Source organism: Vibrio sp. 10N.261.51.A3 (assembly GCF_041471965.1).
Classification (GTDB): Bacteria; Pseudomonadota; Gammaproteobacteria; order Enterobacterales; family Vibrionaceae; genus Vibrio; species Vibrio crassostreae_C.
Window position 1 is genome coordinate 1 of sequence record NZ_JBFRPK010000037.1, and the last position, 19917, is coordinate 19917.

A 19917-nucleotide genomic window follows, 5' to 3' on the forward strand; every position below is an offset into this window, starting at 1 on the left:
TTTGTTGTGACTTCAGTGTACAAATTAGTGGAAACATCACTTCACGCTACCCCTTATTCCATATGGGTTTTTCATGATCTTGCCCTGGATCAAGCAGCAGAACAGGCAGCAAAGGAACTTGCAAACCCAAACACAGCTTACGCTAGCCTTAATTTAAAGCTCCAGTATTCAGGTGGTTACGATGGTGGAGGGGACAGTTTCGCTACAGTATTACAGCCGACACTGCCGTTTCCCATGGATAACGGCGACAAAGTGATCTTCCGCCCGGCCATCTCTTATGTACAGAACGATTTCCATGTGGACGCACCAGCAAGCTCGCAACACACGGAGCAGTCAGGCTTTACAGACATCTCATTTGATTTAGCTTATGCGCCTAAAATGGAGGGCGGTACTATTGTCGCGTTCGGTATCTTTGCTTCGTTGCCAACGGGCAGCAGTGACTTAACAGCGGATCAATTTGCTGTCGGACCAGAGTTTATGGTCGGGAAAGCGAGTAGCGAGCGAGTTGTCGGTATGTTCCCAAATCACTTGTATGGTGTTTCTGGAGACGGAGCCGACCATTCTGATACTCGAATCAACAAGACATCGACACAAGTGTTTTGGGTAGAGATATTAGGAGGTGGTTGGACGGTGGGCTCTGCACCAACATTCTCGTACGACTGGAATAAGGATCTGGCGGAAATTCCGTTAAACATCAGTGTTAGTAAAACAACGGTTCTGAATGGACGCCCTTGGAAGTTTGGCATTGAAGCGAACTATTACCTTGAGAAAGACGAAAAAACGCGTCCAGATTTTATGTTGAGCTTTAATATCAGCCCTGTGGTGGAAAATAAACTGACATCTTTGTTCGATTAAGCCGTTATTTGAAATACAGTTTTAGAAACGAAAAAGGCTGAACGATCATCGTTCAGCCTTTGGTGTTATTGGATTAAGCGATTCTATTAACCAGCAGCAACTTGCATGATGAGACCACAGATGTAAGCGCCGTATGTACCGAGAGCATAACCCAATACCGCCATTAGGATACCTACTGGTGCCAATGCTGGGTGGAATGCAGCCGCGACGATAGGTGCCGATGCAGCGCCGCCTACGTTAGCTTGGCTACCTACAGCCATGAAGAACAATGGTGCACGAATTAGCTTCGCCATCACAATCATTAGAAGGGCATGGATAGTTAACCATGTAATACCAATGAAGAAGTAGCCTGGGTTATCCAAGATAGCTGTGATATCCATCTGCATACCAATAGTGGCAACTAGGATGTAGATGAATGCAGAGCCCACTTTAGATGCGCCACTGTGCTCAAGGCTGCGTGTTGATTTGAAGCATGAAGCAATGAGTGCAAACGTAGTCACCATTACGATTAACCAGAAGAATCCAGAAGTCAGGCTGTATTGCGCCAGTTCAGGAGCATTAGTTGAGATCCATGGTGCGATAATGTCGCTAAAGAAGTGTGCTAAGCCCGTAAGGCCAAACGCAATCGCAGTGATCTTCATTAGATCCGTTGTCGTCGTCGGACGCGCGTTTTCTTCTTGGTACTTAGATACGGTTTCTTTTAGGTCTTCGATAGATGAAGTATCGGCTTTTAACCATGCATCAATCTTCTTCTGACGACCTGCCATGATAAGCAATATTGCCATCCAAATATTGGCACAGATTACGTCCACAGTAATCATCGCAGAGAACAACTGATCGTCAACTTCAAATACTTCTTTCATTGCAGCTTGGTTTGCACCACCGCCAATCCAAGAACCTGCCACCGTTGTTAGACCACGCCATACATCACCCGATACAAGGCCAGGATTTATTTGGTCGATGATCAAGATAGCCAATGGGCCGCCAATGATAATACCGACAGTACCGGTTAGGAACATGATGACGGCTTTTGAACCAAGGCCGAAGATTTTGCGTAGGTCTGCTGAGATGATCAGAAGAACTAGTGCACTTGGTAATAGGTAACGACTCGCAACGAAGTACAGCTTAGAGTTTGATGCGTCGATGATGCCTAAACTGTTCAATAGAGAAGGAACAAAGTAACAGAGCAATAGACCCGGAACGAACGAGTAGAATTTTTTCAGTGCGCTATTTTGGCTACTTTCCGTGATAAAAACACCGCCAAGAATAACAGCTAACATGCCCATTATTACAGCATCATTAGTAATCATTATTATATCTCCTTTAAGGTGAGCGCAGAGGTCTCACTTTTTGAATTGCAGGACTATACCGACAACCGCCATTCGTTACAAATTGTAACGCTAGACATACTTTGAAATGTTTGTGTTAATTTTGATGGTTTGAATTTGTGAATGTCGTGCGTTAATTATTTGATTGGTGAATGAATCTGTTAGGGCTTTTGCGGCGTATTTCGATATATGCAATGTAATTCAAGCCTTAGAGGGTGGTCGCTATGAATTGGGGCGATGATTGAACGACTTAAATGAGTGCATATATAGCCATGTTTATGGTGTGGTTTATGCGAGGTTGGAATGTTTCAATAATGTAAAAAGTGAATTCACTTTTGCCATGTGGTCAGAAATTAAAAATTTTAGCTAGATCACATAAATCTTTCGGATTACGAGTTCTAGCACCCGCTACTCATGCTCATTTGACGTTTTGTAGGGGTTCAATGAAAGAAAAAGCGGCCTAAATAGCCGCTTTTGATGGTTGCCTAGTATGGTTATCTAGCGCCGTTATTTAGAGTTCTGCTTAGGACTCTTCTTCCTCAAAGCCATCTGCATAGCCTTTCGGTGGCGGTGTCCAACCACGTTCAGAACGAGAGTGTTTGTCTGAACGGTCTTTTTTCATATCTTCTTTCATTGCTTCTTCAAGGTGAATGAAGATTTGTCGGTAGTTGTTGTCGTAGCGTGGGTTCTCTTCCGCTTCAGACCAAGCTTGGTAAAGCTTTTCAGACTTACGGCTCTCAACGCGTTGATAAGTCGATTTTTGCTGCTCGACGAAGAATGGGTGATGACCCAAAGAACGCAAGGCTTCAGCGCCCATTTCAAGAGCAGAATGGTAGGTCTCTGATTCAACAAAGTCTGCCCCCGCTTCTCTTAGGCGATAACTATGACCTCGGTCGAATGCGCGGGCTAAGATTTTCACTTTAGGGTAGGTGTGTTTAACGTATTTCACTAATTCAACGCTTGAGTCTTGGTTGTCGATTGCCACTACTAGCATCGCGGCTTCTTCGATTCCGGCGGTATGCAATAAGTCGTGACGAGTCGCATCACCAAAGTAAGATTTGATATTGATAGAGCGCAGCAAGTCTACTTGGTTCGCTTGGTGATCCAGAACCACCGTATTGACATCGTTCGACACCAGCAAGCGGTTAACGATTTGACCGAATCGACCAATGCCCGCAATGATAACGGTACCTTTCTCTTCGATGGTATCTTCTTCGCGGTCGTTAGATTTTTGTTCGTAACGAGGAAGAATCACTTTATCAAATAGAATGAACAGCCCTGGTGTTAGGAACATTGAAAGTGCCACAACCAGCGACAATGTTTGAACGATGTCAGCAGGTAATACGTGGTTTTGAGCTGAGAAGCTTAGTAGTACAAAACCAAACTCACCGGCTTGCGCCAAGCTCAGTGTAAACAGCCAACGGTCACTGTTTTTGATTTTGAAGATCAATGCCAACGTAAATAGCACCAAGGCTTTAAGAAGCATAACGCCAAGAGTGAGGCCAATGATCAAACCAAAGTCGTTGAATAGAACATCAAAGTTGATGCCAGCACCAACGGTAATGAAGAACAAGCCAAGTAGCAGCCCTTTAAACGGGTCAATATTAGACTCAAGCTCGTGGCGGAATTCACTGTTCGCTAAAACCACACCCGCAAGGAAGGTACCCAAAGCCGGTGATAGGCCGACTAGGCTCATCAGTGCAGCAATACCAATCACCAACATCAGTGCGGTTGCAGTAAAGATTTCACGCAGGCCTGAGCTTGCCACGAAGCGGAACAGTGGACGACTCAAGAAGTGTCCGCCGACCACAACAATCGCAATAGATGCTGTGATCACAAGGCCATAAGCCCAACCGGGTAGGCCAGCAACAAGACTTAACTCTTCATGATGATCAGAGGCCGAAGCGACCGCGCTTTGTGCAGCTTCAATTAATTCTGGCAACGCTAATAGAGGAATGAACGCCAACATAGGGATGACGGCAATATCTTGGAACAGTAGGACTGAAAAAGCGTTCTTGCCGCCTTCTGTTTTGGATAGCCCTTTTTCGTTAAAGGTTTGGAGTACAATCGCGGTAGATGACAGTGCGAAGATCAAACCGATAGTCAGCGCAATGGTCCAAGGTTGTCCGAAGAAAAGGGCGATACCCATTACAATCGCGGTAGTGCCACCAACTTGCAGGCCACCCAGCCCCATAAGTCGGTTTCTCATTGCCCAAAGCATCTTAGGCTCAAGTTCAAGGCCGACCAAGAACAGCATCATAACCACGCCGAACTCGGCAAAGTGTTGGATGGTTGTGGTCTCTTCACCCACTAAGCCGATGATTGGGCCAATCACAACACCAGCAATGAGGTAACCTAATACAGAACCAAGACCAAGTCTTTTGGCAATAGGCACGGCAATAACTGCTGCGACTAAGTAGATAAACGCTTGTAGAAAATATCCCGTCATTATTTAACCTCTGCCATTAGTTCTTCTACGTAGTGGTTGAGTTTTTCTGCTTTGCTGGCTTTCTTAATATTGATCTTGCCGGCAACCAACGCCTCTAACAGCACTTTATAGCTATCGACATGCTCTTGAATGCGGTTTTCTTCCAACGCGGTACGCGAGCCAAATAACGCAAAGGGCGCGAGATAGTTCATCCCACACAGAGAAGCAGTTTGTTCGATTGGGTGAAGCAGCTCTCGAATAGTGAAATGGTTGTAACCATCACTTTGGTAGGCATCTTTTTTACCACCTGCAGTAATGCTACATAATAAGTTCTTACCCTGTAGTTCATTGCCATCGGCGCCGTAGGCGAAGCCGTATTCAAGAACAAGGTCTTGCCACTCTTTAAGAATTGCCGGTGTTGAGTACCAATACAAAGGAAACTGAAAAATGATGATGTCATGGTCTAACAGGCGTTTCTGTTCACGGTCGATGTTGATTTTAAATGTCGGATACTCGGCATAGAGATCGACACAGGTAACACCGTCAACGCGTTTGGCTTGTTCAAATAAGGGTTTGTTTGCTTCAGAACGATGTTGAGAAGGGTGGGCGAATAGCACCAAGACTCGATTTTTCGACATATAGCCCTCTTTGTCCATTAACGAATAATATTTATTGGAATTATAGTTATACAATAATAGAAGAATGGTTGAACAACAACGAATTAGCCCATACTTCTTTGTTTAGATACGTGTGCTTTCTGCGTTTAATTATATAAGACACCAGTCATTTTGTGTCTTTCAGGCACAAGTAGCCGATGACTGAGTAAAACTAATTATTCACGAATAGTAAAAGCGAATGTGGGCATTTTATGTCACCGTTGGTGGGTAACGTAAATAATCCAATAACCCTACATAGAACGATAATGAATAAAGGAAAAAACTATGAGCATGGACTTGCGTCAACAATGTGATTTGTTGCTTTCTGGTCATCTAGAACCGACACCAGCACAAACATTCGCTCAGATGGCTGAATGGTGTGAAACACACAATGTGAGCCATGATAGCTACGGTGATGGCGAGTTTATCGAGAGCTTTGAAAACAAGGTCGCAGAGCTGCTTGGTTATGAAGCCGCCGTATTTGTTATTACCGGCACCATGAATCAACCCACAGCATTAGAAATTGCGTGCCAAGAGAAAAGAAACCCGGTAGTAGCGATGCATGAGTCGAGTCATATCATTCGCCATGAACGCCAAGGGTATCAGCTCCAAAATCGTTTCAACGTGCTTCCGGTCGGCAATGTATTTCGCACTTGGAATGTTGATGACTTAAAGGCATGGCCTGATGAGATTGCAGCCGCTCTGTATGAATTACCGATGCGTGAAATTGGCGGCCAATTGCCAGAATGGGATGAGCTTGAAGCGATCAAGCAATACTGCAAAGAACAATCGATTCACCTTCATATGGACGGTGCACGTTTGTGGGAATGTGGCGCGTATTATAAAAAGCCATACAGCGAGATTGCTCAGGGCTTCGATAGTGCTTATGTTTCGCTGTACAAAGGTCTCAATGGGCTGGGTGGTTCGTTATTACTGGGTGATAAAGCCTTTGTCGCGAAAGCATCGGCGTGGATGAAGCGCCAAGGTGGTAATGTTTATCACCGAACGCCTTATGTGGTTTCAGCAGCAATGCAGTTTGATGAGCGATTAGAACTGATGCCTGCTTTATACGAACGCACCAAACAGGTTTATCAAATCCTACAAGATTACCCTCAGTTTACGGTTAACCCGCAGCAACCGCAGGTCAACATGCTTCACCTCTATTTACCTGTGAGCTACGAAGACGGCATTATTGTGAGGGATAACATAGCGAAGAAACACAAGGTTTGGATAGGAAACCCAGCGATCAGCGAACTGCCAAACCAATGTAAGATTGAATGGTATGTAGGGGATAACTTACTGAATCTGCCTGATCATGAGCTGATCGACATTCTTGATTTTATTAACGAAGAGCTGATTTGATTAACTAAGGGTTAATTTGATTGCGGAAGAGTTGAGTTGATTACAGAAGAACGGACTGCAGAAGAGCGGAGCTAATGGAAATGGATACAAGAAATCGGTCCGGTATCCATTTATGCAGCTAGGATGACAGGCTCTGTTACATATACTGGTTGATGTACACATCAACTAAGAACATGAACACTGGAACCGTGCTGAGAAGTCCGAAGAAGACGATTGGCACCCAGTTTTTGATTTTCTTTTTAGGTTGCTCAGTGTTATTCATAAATTCGGCCTTAAATTCGTTGTTGAGTCTGTTTAGCTTTTTGGTACTAAAAATCTAAGTGCATGGTATCAAATAAATGGGTTTAGCCCTAAGTGGATTTAGAGAATCGTGGCGTGAATCAATCACATAAAATGTAAGTGATTCATAAACGGTTCATAAAGGTTCAACAATAATGAACCTATTAGAACAAGCATTGCCTTACTCGGCATATCAAATAAACAGCATTTAAAGATTTGGAGAATACAGAATGAAAACAATAGGAAACATCATTTGGTTTCTGTTCGGTGGCGTATTTATGGGACTAGCTTGGTGGTTCTTCGGACTGCTCGCATTCCTAACCATCGTTGGTATTCCATGGGGTAGAGCGTGTTTCGTTATGGGTAACTTCTCATTCTTCCCATTTGGTCAGGAAGCGATTTCGCGTGACGAGCTAACCAATGAAATGGACATCGGCACGAGCCCGCTAGGTGTGATTGGTAACGTTATTTGGTTCTTATTTGCGGGGATCTGGCTTGCGATTGGTCACATCATGTCAGCTGTGGCGTGTTTCATTACCATCATTGGTATTCCGTTCGCGATTCAACACCTTAAATTAGCGGTTATCTCACTGGCGCCTATCGGTAAGACGGTTGTCGATAAACGTGAAGCAGAAGCGGCGCGAGTAAGAAATTACAAGGGTTAAGATTACACTTTTAGCCTGATTGAACTGAAAAGCACATCGTATGATGTGCTTTTTTTGTGCCTCTGTTCTTATCTCTCGACGCTCATATCCCAAACACTAACTAGGCGTTGTTGAGCTAGACATTATTGAACAGGACTTCAAGCCGCAGGGTGATGTTGGCTTCTTCGGTATGTTTCTCATGGGGTTCTCGTTCCCATTGATAACGAGGGATGAGTTCGTAGAACAGCCACTCTTTCCATACGTTTTGTCGGTAGGTAACCGAAACCTGAGCGTATTCGTAATGATTATGAGGCTCATCCGTTGCATTAATCGTGGCACTGTATTGAAGAGCTTGGTCTTGAGCAAGGTAGTGATACAAGGTTAATCCCGTACCATAATTCCAACCTTTAAGGTCGTCGTTATACCCCGCAAAGCTTGACCATCGAGCCAAGAAGTCATCACTCAAAGAAAGATCAAAGTCGATGTCAGTGATCTCACCAGTCTCCTGTTTTTCCTGATATACCCGCTGGGTAAGCCTGAATACCACATCGGTGGTCAGAGGGTAGGTAAAACGGTAGCGAGCTTCGATACGCGGTCGCAATGTTGCCTTAATATTGAAGCTACTGTAACCCTTGGCATAAGCGTCATAACGCAGGCCTAATGCACTTTCCAATTCATCGGAATCATTCGGAAAAAAATCCAAGAATTCTTCATCGCTGACAGACTCGTAGATCAATTTTAGGCGTTTACTGACAAAAGGAAGATGCAGACGCGCCTTGAGTTTTGTTGAGTAGTCGACCTCGCCACCTTCCGAGTAAATAAAATCGTTATACCAACGGACGGACGTGCCAGCTCTGGCATCTTCGGTAATGCGGTCATCAACAAAAAAACTTTCAAACCACAGAGCGGGTTGGCAAAATTTACTGTTCAGGAAATGGTAAGCTTTTTCGACAGGGGCGTCTTCTAACGGCTGATTGTGGCACTCATTTTGCTCCTCTGCTTGAGCGGAGTAAGCAAGAAGTGATGCTAATAATGAGGTGCTAGCTATCTTACGACTCAATGGAACCTGTTTGTCATTCTATATATCAATAGTTTAACTATAACTAAGCGATTGCAACAATGCGACTTTTTCGTGATGAGTGATGAGTGATTAGCGGCTAGTGGAGAAGGAAAAGATTTGAAAGGCATCGGACAGAAAAAAGAAAACGGACTCACAAGGTGAGTCCGTTTGTTTTAGCTATAAGAAGTGATTTGTATCTAGATTACATTGCCGCTTCGAAAATCGCAGAGATTTCTTCGTGGGTCGCTTGTTTAGGATTAGTAAAACCACATGCGTCTTTCAGTGCGTTGTCAGACAGAGTAGGGATATCTTCTAGCTTCGCACCAAGTTGCGCGATACCTGTTGGGATGTTCACGTCATTTGCTAGTTGAACAATTGCTTCGATCGCAGCTTCTGCACCTTGCTCTGGTGACATACCTTCAACGTTAACGCCCATTGCTTTTGCAACATCACGTAGACGCTCAGGACAAACTTGCGCGTTGTAGCGTTGAACGTGTGGTAGCAAGATAGCATTACACACACCGTGTGGATGATCGTAGAAGCCGCCTAGCTGATGCGCCATTGCGTGAACGTAACCTAGTGAAGCGTTGTTGAAAGCCATACCCGCCATGAACTGTGCGTAAGCCATTTGTTCACGAGCTTCAATGTCTTCGCCGTGCGCTACCGCTGTTCTTAGGTGTGCTTGCACAAGCTCGATTGCTTTAATTGCTACAGCGTCTGTAATTGGCGTTGCTGCGATAGAAACGTAAGCTTCGATAGCGTGCGTTAACGCGTCCATGCCTGTTGCAGCAGTTAATGATGCAGGTTTAGCAAGCATCAACTCGGGATCGTTTACTGAGATAAGCGGTGTTGTGTGCTTATCAACGATAGCCATCTTAATGTGACGAGCTTCGTCAGTAATGATACAGAAACGGGTGATTACAATGGGTAACCTATATTGACAAATTATTGGACTTTTGGGTTTCTATATACTATTAATCAGTTAGTTATATGTTCTATAACTTTCAAATCTTAGCGTTCATAGGTCAAAACTAAAACGTCCAATTTTAACGAGAAATGTACGAAATTTGGACGTTTAACATCGTTGAAAACGTCCAACATTGTGTCTCTAAATTTCTTTTAATCCGGCATCAATCGGCCTGACATTGTCTTCGAATTTCTTGATTATCCGCTCTTTCTTAGCATCAGGAATATTGTCCAGCAATACAAAAAACATTTCATGATGTTCTCCTAACCTCGTCTCTAAGGTCTTAGATAAGGTATCAGCCTGTTGCTTGTACATAGTGGCTGCCATACGTGCATTATCTCTTTCTTCCTCAAGACGTTCATTCTCCAATACCTTATCAGTATTTTCTAACTCTGACTTTGTAATAACGCGGCCATTTTCAGGTGACATGAACACTCCATTATCCGCCCAAGCCACTGTAGAATCGGCTTTTTTTGCCTTTATAAAGGACTTCACTTCAGGGAAATGCTTTAAAAACTGTCCTGATTCAATTTCAACATTTTTGTTGTTAAGTGAAAGGGTGTCCATTTTCGATTTCTGTTTTGGATTTCCAGATAAAATGCTATCTATTGCTTTTAGAAAAACCTTAATCTTGGCCTGTCTTCGAGGCGAAATATAAACTTTCATTAGATAATACTCTTTATATTAATCAGGATGTTCTTAACAGCATCAGTAGGTTGATACTCCGTATAATCAACATTTAATTCTTTCATGAGCTTTTCAGCACTTTTTATTTGCACAACGGCTTTTGCGGCGTACGATGGTGATAACTCACCCAGTTCCTCTGCAATAAGTAAATCACGTTGAGCTACTATGCGAATCTGTTCTGCATATTGAGCAAACTCAATAAAATCAAACTCACAATCTAAGCAATCACTCAAATCAATAGCAATACGCATTGAGCATTTATTATTAGTGCAATACATGGCTGGTGCAATTGCGTGGACATGTTGAGTCTTCTTTCGCAAAGTTCTTTTCCAATAAGCCTTGGATAAAAGCCTATCTCCAGTCCCTTCTACAAAATGATTTACGCCTCTTTGAGCGAGATTGTCACTGACAAGTTTAGCTTTACCACCGCCAACTCTTTCTTTGTTTGCGATCTTATTGTAAATTCTGACCATTAAGTTTGCTTGCTGCTCCAAGCGCTCCTCTTCCGTCTCCCGATAAAATCTTGCGTAACTCTTAGCATTCCGTGCATACCATTTGGTCATAGCTAAAGAAAAGTGGGACAGTTGTTGTTTCAATTGAGGATAACTAAGCAGTTCATACCCAATAAGGTAATATGCTAAAGAGCGCCGTAATTGGTGGACATTAAAATGATAGACTGCGCCGAGTTCAGTATTGACTCTTCTTGAAGGGTCTGAGATATTGAGTTGCTTTAGATCCTCAGATGTTAGACCACCATGTTTTTCAGTAATAACGCCTCTTGCCCATCTCGCCACTTTGTTAGCAGATTTAGTCTGGGGAATGTTATGCGACCATTTTTGATGTGAACCAAAGAAGCGGTGTTTATCTTCAGTAAAGAATTCTCTTAATGGTTGGTGAATAGCATTCATCAATTGATATGCTTTGGCTCCAAATTTACTTGTGACATAAACATCATTAATGGAGTTTTTACCTTTAACTATTTTTGATTGGCGAGTTGTCAGCAAATATATCAACTGACCTTGAACTGTTGTAGACTGCAAGCCATACTCTGAGTGCATCCTATATAGCTCATCAGTACGCATTCCCGACATAGCTTGAACCATAAATCGACATGCAGCATCAACCTGATAAAGAAACTTTTTGAACTCTTTTAGCCCCGAAAAACGATGAAATGACAAGTTTAAGTCATACGAAATCGTGCTAGGTTTATATGCATGTGGCATTATATCAAATGACTTGATATTAGGATTGAATGCGTTATATATACCCACCCAACTTTCACCGTCTTTGTAGTTATCAACAAAATCAATACCATTCATTTTGAAATGGTTCATTAATGATTTATATGTTTTTTGATCATAGTTGGCTGATGGAATGCGTACTCCGATTCGCATTTCATGAATATACCTTTGGGTTTCTTCGAATTGAAGTGTTTGTATGTGCCTTATTTTATTCTGTATTTCAATACGATGATTATAATAATTGTCAATCACTTCTTCAGCTTCATCGATCAGAGTTTTGTAAACTGACAAAGGTATAACACAGTGCTGTTCCACTTCTGATTTGTTGACCTCTGGAAAATTTTTATTTATATATGAACCTGCGTCTTGTGGTCTGAATGGTATATCTTCCATTTTTGAAAACAGGTTTATAACTCCAATTTTCTTTTTATTTATATCAACAAATCCATTATCTATCGCCTCTCTAAGTTTTCGAGAAGTTAATTCACTAAAACTCCTAATTCCAAAGTCAGATAACTCCATCAATAGATTCTTTAGCTCTTGTGTATAGTTATAAACAGGCTCTATTTTAGTGGGTTTTTTCCTTTCAAGAAATAGAGAGTAGAGCATAAAAACTTTAATCTCATCACGCATTTTACTTGGTAACGTAGTAATAATAGAATAGAACTCACCATCAAAATCATCAACTGAAGTAAACTTCATATTTGCTAGATAAAGGTTATCAAAATTTGATTTCTTCAAATATCTCCTGAATCCCCAAATGTTATCTTTAAAAGATATAAGTATCTTTCCGTCATCTCCTACTAATATTGGGAAGTCATATAAACTTTTTAAGTCGCCACTTTTTATTACATCTAGTAAGGTGCTCTTTAATCCTTCAATATGTTTATTTGCATACTTATCCCATCTGGAGAATTTATATGCTGATACTTTACAGGCACTTCCAAAAACACTGTCCATATCCCACCTAAATTATCAATTCAGCTACATCCATACTTCTTACTAGTGGGTGCAATCCCTCAAATAAAAGTCTTTTTTGAGCATTGTTAATAGTTTCATGAGGTATGTTCTCATGAATTATGAGCATTAAGTAATGAGCTGATTTCATTAACTCACTTTCATCATCAGGCTTTTGATCTGCTTTATTTTTTAATATCTCGACGAACGAAATCATCTTATAGATTTGGTTTTCATCATCGGCCATCTTTGCACTATTACAGTAGCAGCATTGATCTAACTGATAGCATGGAATTGATTTTGCTTGTCCGACACCTAAATTTTCAGCTCGCAATGAGGCGGAACGATGTAAGTCTTTAGCTATATCCTTATTAATATCTGGCTTACCATTACATGCAAAGCCGTTTTGATTAAAGTACATCTTATCAGCGATTAGTTTATCGTAAGCTAAAACTTCTTTCTTTAAATATTTAAGTAGTTTTTCTTTGGCCTTTTCCTTTTCTATACCTTTAAATATCAAGGAGGCAACCTCCAAAGCTTGTGAGAATATTAACTGATTAAATTCTGGGTTACCACCTGAATAAGCAACGTCAAAAGTATTAATATCATTATCCAAGATCAGTGAACCCTCAGCACCCATATCCTCGTCTGAATAAAGCATCTCAGCAGTAAAGGACCTAAAACGCCTTGAGGTTAGGTCTAAGTAATAATGACCATGACCTATTCCGAGCCATTTTATCGTTTGATGTAGTGATGGTGGTAGTTTCGGATTGTTCCATACATAAACTTGACGCCCTCGCTGAGCTTCTTTCAATGGAATAAGATATTTATTTTCCTTAAAAGACATTGCCCAAGACTCAAGGTCTCTTATTGTTTGTTCATATTCAGCCGGAATATAAAACTCCCCAGAACCAATATCATTTTCGAATCCAATTGAAAACCCTCCTTCAGTTTTAGTATAAGTAAGTGGAATCTTCGCTCCATAAAATGATTCAGGTTCGTTGTAGCTTGAGATCAAGGCTATTGCGCAGGAACAGACTTCTTTGTAAGCTTTTCCCTTAGTTAAATTAATGGTTTTTTTTGAGACAACTCTTTCACCTTCCTCATTATTCTTGCTGAAAATTTCGAGGAATGCGTTTTTAGTCGCCAATGATAATGCTGCTGCAAATATATGGTTGCAAGGAGTAGTGTCAATTGGTTTAATATTCAACTTTTCTGATAGGAACTTCATCCACCCAATATCAAATTCAATGATCTCACTATTTTTACTCATATTCCAGAATAATGGTGCTCCCTTTTCTGTTGTGCCAAACATTTCAGCAATTTCAACTAGTTTTTCGACAAGATTAACCCCTGTCTTTTTTTCCACATCGACATCAAATTCGTTTTTATTAATATCATGAACTTCATCAGTTAACTCACTAGCTACAAACTTTCCAGATCTTGTTTTCCATAAACTTAACGATATCATTTTAATAGTTTTGTCTTTATAGTTTCTTTTGTCGATGATAATAGGATGTGCAGATTTTAGAATTACACTTTGATTGAGAGCAGTGTAAAAACAGAATAAGGCATAGCCAGAAAGCATGAGAGTATTAATTGGTGATTCACACTGACGGGTATTACCATTAAAGTTAACCTCACCTAATGAAGTTACTTCGACTGTTAAGTCATCTGGAATTGTATTGCCACATTTCAAGTAATGTTCTTTAACCGCGTTAAATAATGAATCAAATACATTTGACAGGCGTTTAACTGCGATTTTTGTTACATCACTTGAATAAGATATTGTTAGTTTTTGATCTTTTTCTGAGAAAGGTTCACGTGCTGAATCCCATAATGGATCAAATGCTCCTGAAAGTTTTAGATATTTTCGTATATGCCCATTGCTGTTTAAAGCATATTTTTCAGTAATTCCAAGCTTATCTCCATCATCATAATCAAAAAGAAATGGTAACGCCTCGTCGTTTTGTTTAATCAAGTTTTTTAGTTTACCATCATCACCTACATACCCTAAATATCCGTCTCTCGAAAATGGGTCTAGTTTATTTTTGTCACACCAATACACATACCTACGAAAACTGTAGTAAGAATTTGTAAATGTGTATGTTGAACCTTTATCCATAAGCGCAAGATTGATGCCTCTTGCAACGTTTTTTACGTATTCAATTCTCTTAGGTATTTGAATGCCAGATTTATTCCCTGACTTAAAAAATAGCTCAGATAAATTAATAGTTCGCTTTAGGTGCTTGAATTCTAGCCATGATTCATTAAAATCCTTCTCAACCCTAGCTTCCCTTTGAGTTAGCTTAATTTTAGAGTTTCTGGCTAAAATACTTCTTCTTGCCATTTTGGTCACCTAAATTTAGTAAATCACGGATGTGAGGAAAGTATTTTTCTTCCTCGCTTGATTAAAGCGTTTGATTTTTTCATTTAGGAAATTTATATACTTTTCCGTTGATTTATTACTTTTGTGACCCATTAACTCTGCTAATTCATCAATAAGCAGGTCAATTGGACATTTTCGTTCCTTGCTTTCTCTAAGTAACCACCTTGTAGCAAAGGTGGAGCGTAAATCATGAGGTCTGTAATACCATCGTGGTATAGCTTTATGTGTTAGCCTTCTCTTTTCCTCGTGAAAATTTATTACCTCTCTTGATATCTCTTTCAGCTTGTCTTTAACAATTTTTGATAGACCTTTGTTTATCGCATCATTTATATCTGACCTTGAATCACTCATAAACCGTTGAAAGGTACTTTTAGCGTAAGGAAACCCCTTTCTAGTTACAAACAAGCGGCCATGAGCATTATCACCGATTTGATTATCATCTTCACCTAATTCAATTCCTACTTTTTTAAGTGCTTCCATGCGCTTGTTTGATAGCTTGTACTCAAAAAGCTCGCCCATTAAAGATGATGGTATTTCAATAGTTCTGGGCTTACCATATTTCGTTTTACATCCATTATGTAACCCTATATTCACCTTAATGAAATCAAGATCTAGATACTCGTCAGAAATGTATGTTTCAGGAAAAGAAATTAACTCTTGCCCCCTTAAACCAGTTTCTAAAGACAGCTTAGCCATAAGGCTTAATGCTTTGTTAGCTTCATGCTTTAAATAATACTCAAACATCTCTCTATCGTCAGGAGTCATTGGTTTTAGTCTTTTATGTGGTTCGACAGAGTTTGTTAATGGGGAGTTGGCAAAGCGCTGTATTAAATCAGATGTTTCTATCGTAATGATTTTTGCGCTATCTAGGTGAGATAACATACTCTCATTAGTGTATTCGTAACTTTTAGTGAAGTTTATCAATTCCTTTTTGTAAGGCATGTAGTCTTTATTTATTGTCAGGAAATTACATGAAATAAGCCAAGAGTAAAATTTGGCTGCAACCCTTACATACAGCATTGCTGTTGAAGGTGCGTATCCTTTTTTTAAGACAATACCTGTCTCAGGGTCAATCTCTTGCAAACTATCAAACAAATGGTCTCCGTAAAGACTTGGTGCTCCCTGTTCTGTATTTTCAGTCAAACTCCTGTAGGTCATTTGTTCTTTTATATTGGTTACAGGGTGAGACCATTCACTTAAAGAACAGTACCGACAGAAATCCATTAGCGCTAACGCCTCTCTCTCAAGAGTGCTGTATTTGAGTTTTCTAGCTGAGTTAGCTCTCCAATGTATATATGTATTTTCAAGGAAGGCCAGAGTTCCATTGGGTTTTACTATTAGCGGCAAATCTATCTTTTTTGGTTCATCTTTATCTTTTTGGTTCTGTGCATGAATGCTGGCCTTTTGTTCACCATTTATAATTGATATTTTGAGTTTTGGATATTTCGTTACATTAGCTTTTACGACAAGGAAGTCCTTCAATAGACCGCTGTACTTAACCGTGGAGGACTTGTCAGCATGCTTATCGATTTCATCCTGAGTAAAACCGAAGGCATCAATTTCCTCTTGTCTAAAGTGAACCTCATCCATTTTGTCACCTGCTAAATCCATGTGCTATTTGATTATTGTACAATATACAATCTAATCTAAGCATTGAGTCCATCTTTTGTCAAACTTTTAGCCCGATACATATTGAGGCAGTGCAAAAGATTGAGAATAAAGTTGATCTGCTGAGTTAAACACCCATTTAGAAAGAAATCAGTATCGCAAATCAGGACATTAACATGTCATAAATTACGTGAAGTAAGGAAAGGTCGCTTAACTTGGTGTTTAGCATTGATGATGCAGATCACACGAAGTAGGCACACATTGTCTTTGACTTGATAATCTTGTGATAATTAATATGAGATTTATTCCATATTTTGTATTTTTAACCATCACTATTTTTCCAGTGTTGAGGTGTGCATGAGAAGTCGTTCTATTTTTGGGTGGAAGCTAAGTGAGAGTAGAGTTGTTCCTGTTGTTGAGCTAGAAAGTGGCACTCAGGATGACGTTGTCTGTCCTTGCTGTGGAGACTTCATGGTTGCCGCACATAGTAATAAAGGCATAGCTAGCTACTTACGCCATCAAAGTAACGCAGAATGTCGCTATTCGTATGAAACCCAGTTGCATTTGAGTGCAAAGGAGTTCATCGAACGAGAGAAGCTCATTCCTCATCCATATTCCAGTGGCATTTTTGATTCTAGTGATTGCGAAATGGTACGTGTGAAAAATGTCCGTCTAGAGGTCTATCGAGACGGAAGGATTCCAGATGTCGTTTGCCAGATCGGTAGGGAAGAGTATTACGTGGAAGTCACTAATACTCATGAAACCCCACCAGATAAAATAGTGGACTTTCGAAAGCAGGGCAGGAGTGCTCTGGAGTTATTTCTAGTTGGATTGGACTCAGATTCGCTGCTGAACAGTTATGAAAATGTAAAAGTTCAGATAACAGCATTAAATCCGCTAAATCCATTCTGGGATTTTATTGAGCAGCAAGCCGCGATGAGTATCAGCAAAGAAAGAAGTATGTTGTTGAGAAAGATAGCAAGGCATCGCAAACAAGTTCAAAGAATTACTGAAAACATTTCTGAGCGTGAGGAACAAGCTAAGGAAAGGGTCGACCGAATAAAACAAAGGGTTGGAAAGTGGCAAGAAAAAGAGCGGGAGCAAAAAGAGCTCTATAAGCAGATAAAGTCCCTAGCGAATGACCTTCAAGTTGTGGTACTGCGGCTTGAAGAAGAGAAGTCATCTTTAAATCAAGAATTAGAACAACTCAAGCAAGCCATCTATCTTAACAAGTTAGAGGCGGGAAGAATTATTGACAATGCGAGAGTTGAAGCAGAACAACAACGTGAAAAGGTCAGAGTAGAAGTTAGAGATGATGTTCTAGCTGAGTTAGCTTCGGAAATAGAAGATACTAGAAATAATGCTCAAATGATTACCGATAATGCTCTAAAACAAGAGTTATCAATGGTTGAAAGCGCTCAAAGAACAGCGCAACAAATATTGGATGGAGCACATTATAAAATCACGAGTGAACTTGAAGCTGCACTTGATAGAAAAGGTGTATCAAATGAAGCGTTAACCGAGTTAGAAAACCGTGTCAAACGGCTAAAACAAGAAACGGAGAGTCTAGAGGGAAAGAAAGCTGAGTTAGAGAGTGGTGTTAATTTAGATAGACTTTGGAGTAAACAACAAGACTTGCAGAGAGCGATTAGTAAGGAAACAAACCGTTTGAATGATCTTAAAGAAGTCGGCGATAAGTATATCAAAATCATTAACAGTATCGCTCTAGATTTCAAGCAGCTAGATACGGCAGAGTATTCCTCTCTTTTTCCTGAACGTATTCAAAAGAAAATCAAAGTTAATCGAATGATCTTAGAGATGCAAAACTCAATAGAATACGAGCCGCTGTAACTGACTGAATACGTTGTGGATTTTATGACTGTTACTGACATTCGAGCAGAAGATATTTGTCGAAGTCGAAGTGAATGCAACCTACACGCTAGACAGATATAGACCGACTTATCATATTGAATTACTAGAAAAAATAGGTAAGTGAGTGACAAAAAATGAGTTCTGAGTCATAGGCTAGAACTTTTTGGGGCACAAACGTTTTAAAGTCGTAGTACTAAGGCGCTGACGGATCCCCTCATATTTTACCTAGTCCTGCGTTGTGTGTGAGCCTTTGATATTCGAACATTCCCCATTGATATTGGGATTCATTAATTTGATATCGCCGATGATTTCGTACCTCTCTCCCTAGACGAGGTATGGATAGAACTCGGCGGTGTTTAATGCTGTTGGCTTGGAAGTCAAAATGCCATTTGGCTTGTACTGCAATGAGGCCATTCCACCACATCAAGATTTCAGCGAGCAACGCAATAAGAAGCAGGATATCCAATCGCTTAGTACAACGAGTTCTGTTGTGACGAAGTGCGATTCCATAGGCGGTACTCTTTAGATCGCGGAAGGCTTCTTCTATTTGCATGCGCTTGGCGTACAGGTTGGTAATTTGTACTTCATTTAAGATATGTCTAGGGACATTGGTCGCGAGTAACCACGGCTCCTTTGCACTGCGTTGATAGAGATGTGTAGCGGAGTGTTTTTGACTGGTTCTGCTATGGCGTTGGGCTTTTCTGCCTTTTTCTAATCCTTTATAAACATAGGCTTCACAAGATATCGGTGATCTCTTTGCTAATAAGCAGTGGCCAAGATATTTGGGTTTATGGACAGCGTTTGGATAAAAGGTTTTATTTGAGACCCAAGGTTTTTGGGGTTGTTTGATTGATACTTCACCTCGGACACGATCTAACCAAAACCAACCTTTCTCCTGAACTTGGCGAAACCAAGTATTTCTAAAACCCGCATCAGAAACGATGATCGGACTGATTTTATTCGGTAAAATACTCTGCAATTTATCGAGGAATGTTTGGTGACTTTTTGGTGAATTGTATTGGCCATCCTCAAAAACTTGCTCAAAGATTGTGATGGCTCGACCATCAAGTGCAACAGATGCTCTTAACGTCATATAACGAAGTTGTTCACGAACATCAGACCAATCCACAAGGATGACAGGGCAAGGGTTGGCGCCCGTTATTAAGTAGGCATGCCATTTATAAATAAGGTCTTTTTCACGATGTAGTTGGCGATTTCCAAGCAGTCTATCAACGCGTTTGATCGCATGTTTTACCGTGGTATTAGTTTCCAGTTTCCGACCTAGTTTAGTCAACGTTAAGTCTGAGCCGTCAAGTACACTTCTTGTAGCAAGTATCAGAGAACTAACGCGTTTTTTGTGAATAGAGGGGCATTGGTTTTGTATGGTTTGTTGTAAAATCTGAATATCGCGCATCGTTAGTTCACTTGTTCGAAATGTGTGTTCAGCGATATTCATTAGATCAAAGACGGCGATGCGCGTCTACCTCATTGTTTTTACGCCTGATTATGAGGGGATTCGTAAGACTAAGGCGTTCTTGTCCCAAAGTATGGTGTGGTAACACATCTCTGTCGAGTAGACGACAC

14 protein-coding genes and 1 pseudogene are annotated in these 19917 nt (G+C 40.7%); 4 read left to right on the top strand and 11 right to left on the bottom strand.

Annotated features, from left to right (window positions below; all coding sequences use genetic code 11):
* Positions 1 to 60 precede the first annotated feature (60 nt).
* The gene (locus AB4371_RS10470) at positions 61 to 855 is read left to right on the top strand and encodes a hypothetical protein (protein WP_372149672.1); all 795 of its coding nucleotides are present in this window, start codon (positions 61 to 63) and stop codon (positions 853 to 855) included.
* Positions 856 to 941: 86 nt separating this feature from the next.
* On the opposite strand, the gene AB4371_RS10475 is transcribed toward AB4371_RS10470, so the two are convergent.
* From AB4371_RS10475 to AB4371_RS10485, 3 genes are all read right to left on the bottom strand, one after another.
* Positions 942 to 2165 carry a DUF819 domain-containing protein gene (locus tag AB4371_RS10475; RefSeq protein ID WP_372149655.1) on the bottom strand — a complete coding sequence of 408 codons (1224 nt, stop codon included), beginning with the start codon at positions 2163 to 2165 and terminating at the stop codon, positions 942 to 944.
* 541 nt (positions 2166 to 2706) lie between these two features.
* Positions 2707 to 4632, bottom strand: a complete 1926-nt coding sequence (locus AB4371_RS10480; RefSeq protein WP_048608770.1) for a monovalent cation:proton antiporter-2 (CPA2) family protein — start codon at positions 4630 to 4632, stop codon at positions 2707 to 2709.
* Positions 4632 to 5249, bottom strand: a complete 618-nt coding sequence (locus AB4371_RS10485) for an NAD(P)H-dependent oxidoreductase (RefSeq protein ID WP_046223961.1) — start codon at positions 5247 to 5249, stop codon at positions 4632 to 4634. Before AB4371_RS10485 ends, AB4371_RS10480 begins: the two co-directional genes overlap by 1 nt.
* A gap of 303 nt (positions 5250 to 5552) precedes the next feature.
* Here AB4371_RS10485 and AB4371_RS10490 point away from each other — a divergent pair, with 303 nt between their 5' ends.
* Complete coding sequence (locus AB4371_RS10490; protein WP_372123129.1) at positions 5553 to 6629, top strand: low specificity L-threonine aldolase; 1077 nt, start codon at positions 5553 to 5555, stop codon at positions 6627 to 6629.
* A 136-nt stretch (positions 6630 to 6765) separates the two neighbouring features.
* On the opposite strand, the gene AB4371_RS10495 is transcribed toward AB4371_RS10490, so the two are convergent.
* Positions 6766 to 6891, bottom strand: coding sequence for a hypothetical protein (locus AB4371_RS10495; protein WP_017075772.1), 126 nt, complete (start codon positions 6889 to 6891; stop codon positions 6766 to 6768).
* Between the two features lie 247 nt (positions 6892 to 7138).
* On the opposite strand from AB4371_RS10495, the gene AB4371_RS10500 reads away from it, so the two are divergent.
* Positions 7139 to 7573: a YccF domain-containing protein gene (locus AB4371_RS10500; RefSeq protein WP_004730224.1), complete on the top strand. Its 435-nt coding sequence runs from the start codon at positions 7139 to 7141 to the stop codon at positions 7571 to 7573.
* A gap of 115 nt (positions 7574 to 7688) precedes the next feature.
* Here AB4371_RS10500 and AB4371_RS10505 read toward each other — a convergent pair whose 3' ends face one another.
* From AB4371_RS10505 to AB4371_RS10530, 6 genes and pseudogenes are all read right to left on the bottom strand, one after another.
* A complete protein-coding gene (locus tag AB4371_RS10505; RefSeq protein WP_372149658.1) occupies positions 7689 to 8612 on the bottom strand; it encodes a hypothetical protein in 924 nt (307 codons plus the stop codon).
* A 202-nt stretch (positions 8613 to 8814) separates the two neighbouring features.
* Positions 8815 to 9531 (bottom strand): annotated as a pseudogene (locus AB4371_RS10510) (iron-containing alcohol dehydrogenase); the annotation flags it as partial.
* A gap of 189 nt (positions 9532 to 9720) precedes the next feature.
* Positions 9721 to 10245 (bottom strand): hypothetical protein, encoded by a 525-nt coding sequence (locus AB4371_RS10515; RefSeq protein WP_372149661.1) that lies wholly within the window; start codon positions 10243 to 10245, stop codon positions 9721 to 9723.
* Positions 10245 to 12467, bottom strand: coding sequence for a hypothetical protein (locus tag AB4371_RS10520; protein WP_372149663.1), 2223 nt, complete (start codon positions 12465 to 12467; stop codon positions 10245 to 10247). Before AB4371_RS10520 ends, AB4371_RS10515 begins: the two co-directional genes overlap by 1 nt.
* A gap of 7 nt (positions 12468 to 12474) precedes the next feature.
* On the bottom strand, positions 12475 to 14814 hold the full coding sequence (locus tag AB4371_RS10525) for a hypothetical protein (RefSeq protein WP_136982840.1): 2340 nt from the start codon (positions 14812 to 14814) through the stop codon (positions 12475 to 12477).
* A 15-nt stretch (positions 14815 to 14829) separates the two neighbouring features.
* Positions 14830 to 16464, bottom strand: coding sequence for a site-specific integrase (locus AB4371_RS10530; RefSeq protein WP_136982841.1), 1635 nt, complete (start codon positions 16462 to 16464; stop codon positions 14830 to 14832).
* A gap of 354 nt (positions 16465 to 16818) precedes the next feature.
* Between AB4371_RS10530 and AB4371_RS10535 the strand changes: the two genes are divergently transcribed.
* Entirely contained in the window at positions 16819 to 18312 is a 1494-nt protein-coding gene (locus AB4371_RS10535) for a hypothetical protein (RefSeq protein WP_372149667.1), read from the top strand.
* A gap of 235 nt (positions 18313 to 18547) precedes the next feature.
* Here AB4371_RS10535 and AB4371_RS10540 read toward each other — a convergent pair whose 3' ends face one another.
* Positions 18548 to 19747 (bottom strand): IS4 family transposase, encoded by a 1200-nt coding sequence (locus AB4371_RS10540; protein WP_372149670.1) that lies wholly within the window; start codon positions 19745 to 19747, stop codon positions 18548 to 18550.
* Positions 19748 to 19917 lie beyond the last annotated feature (170 nt).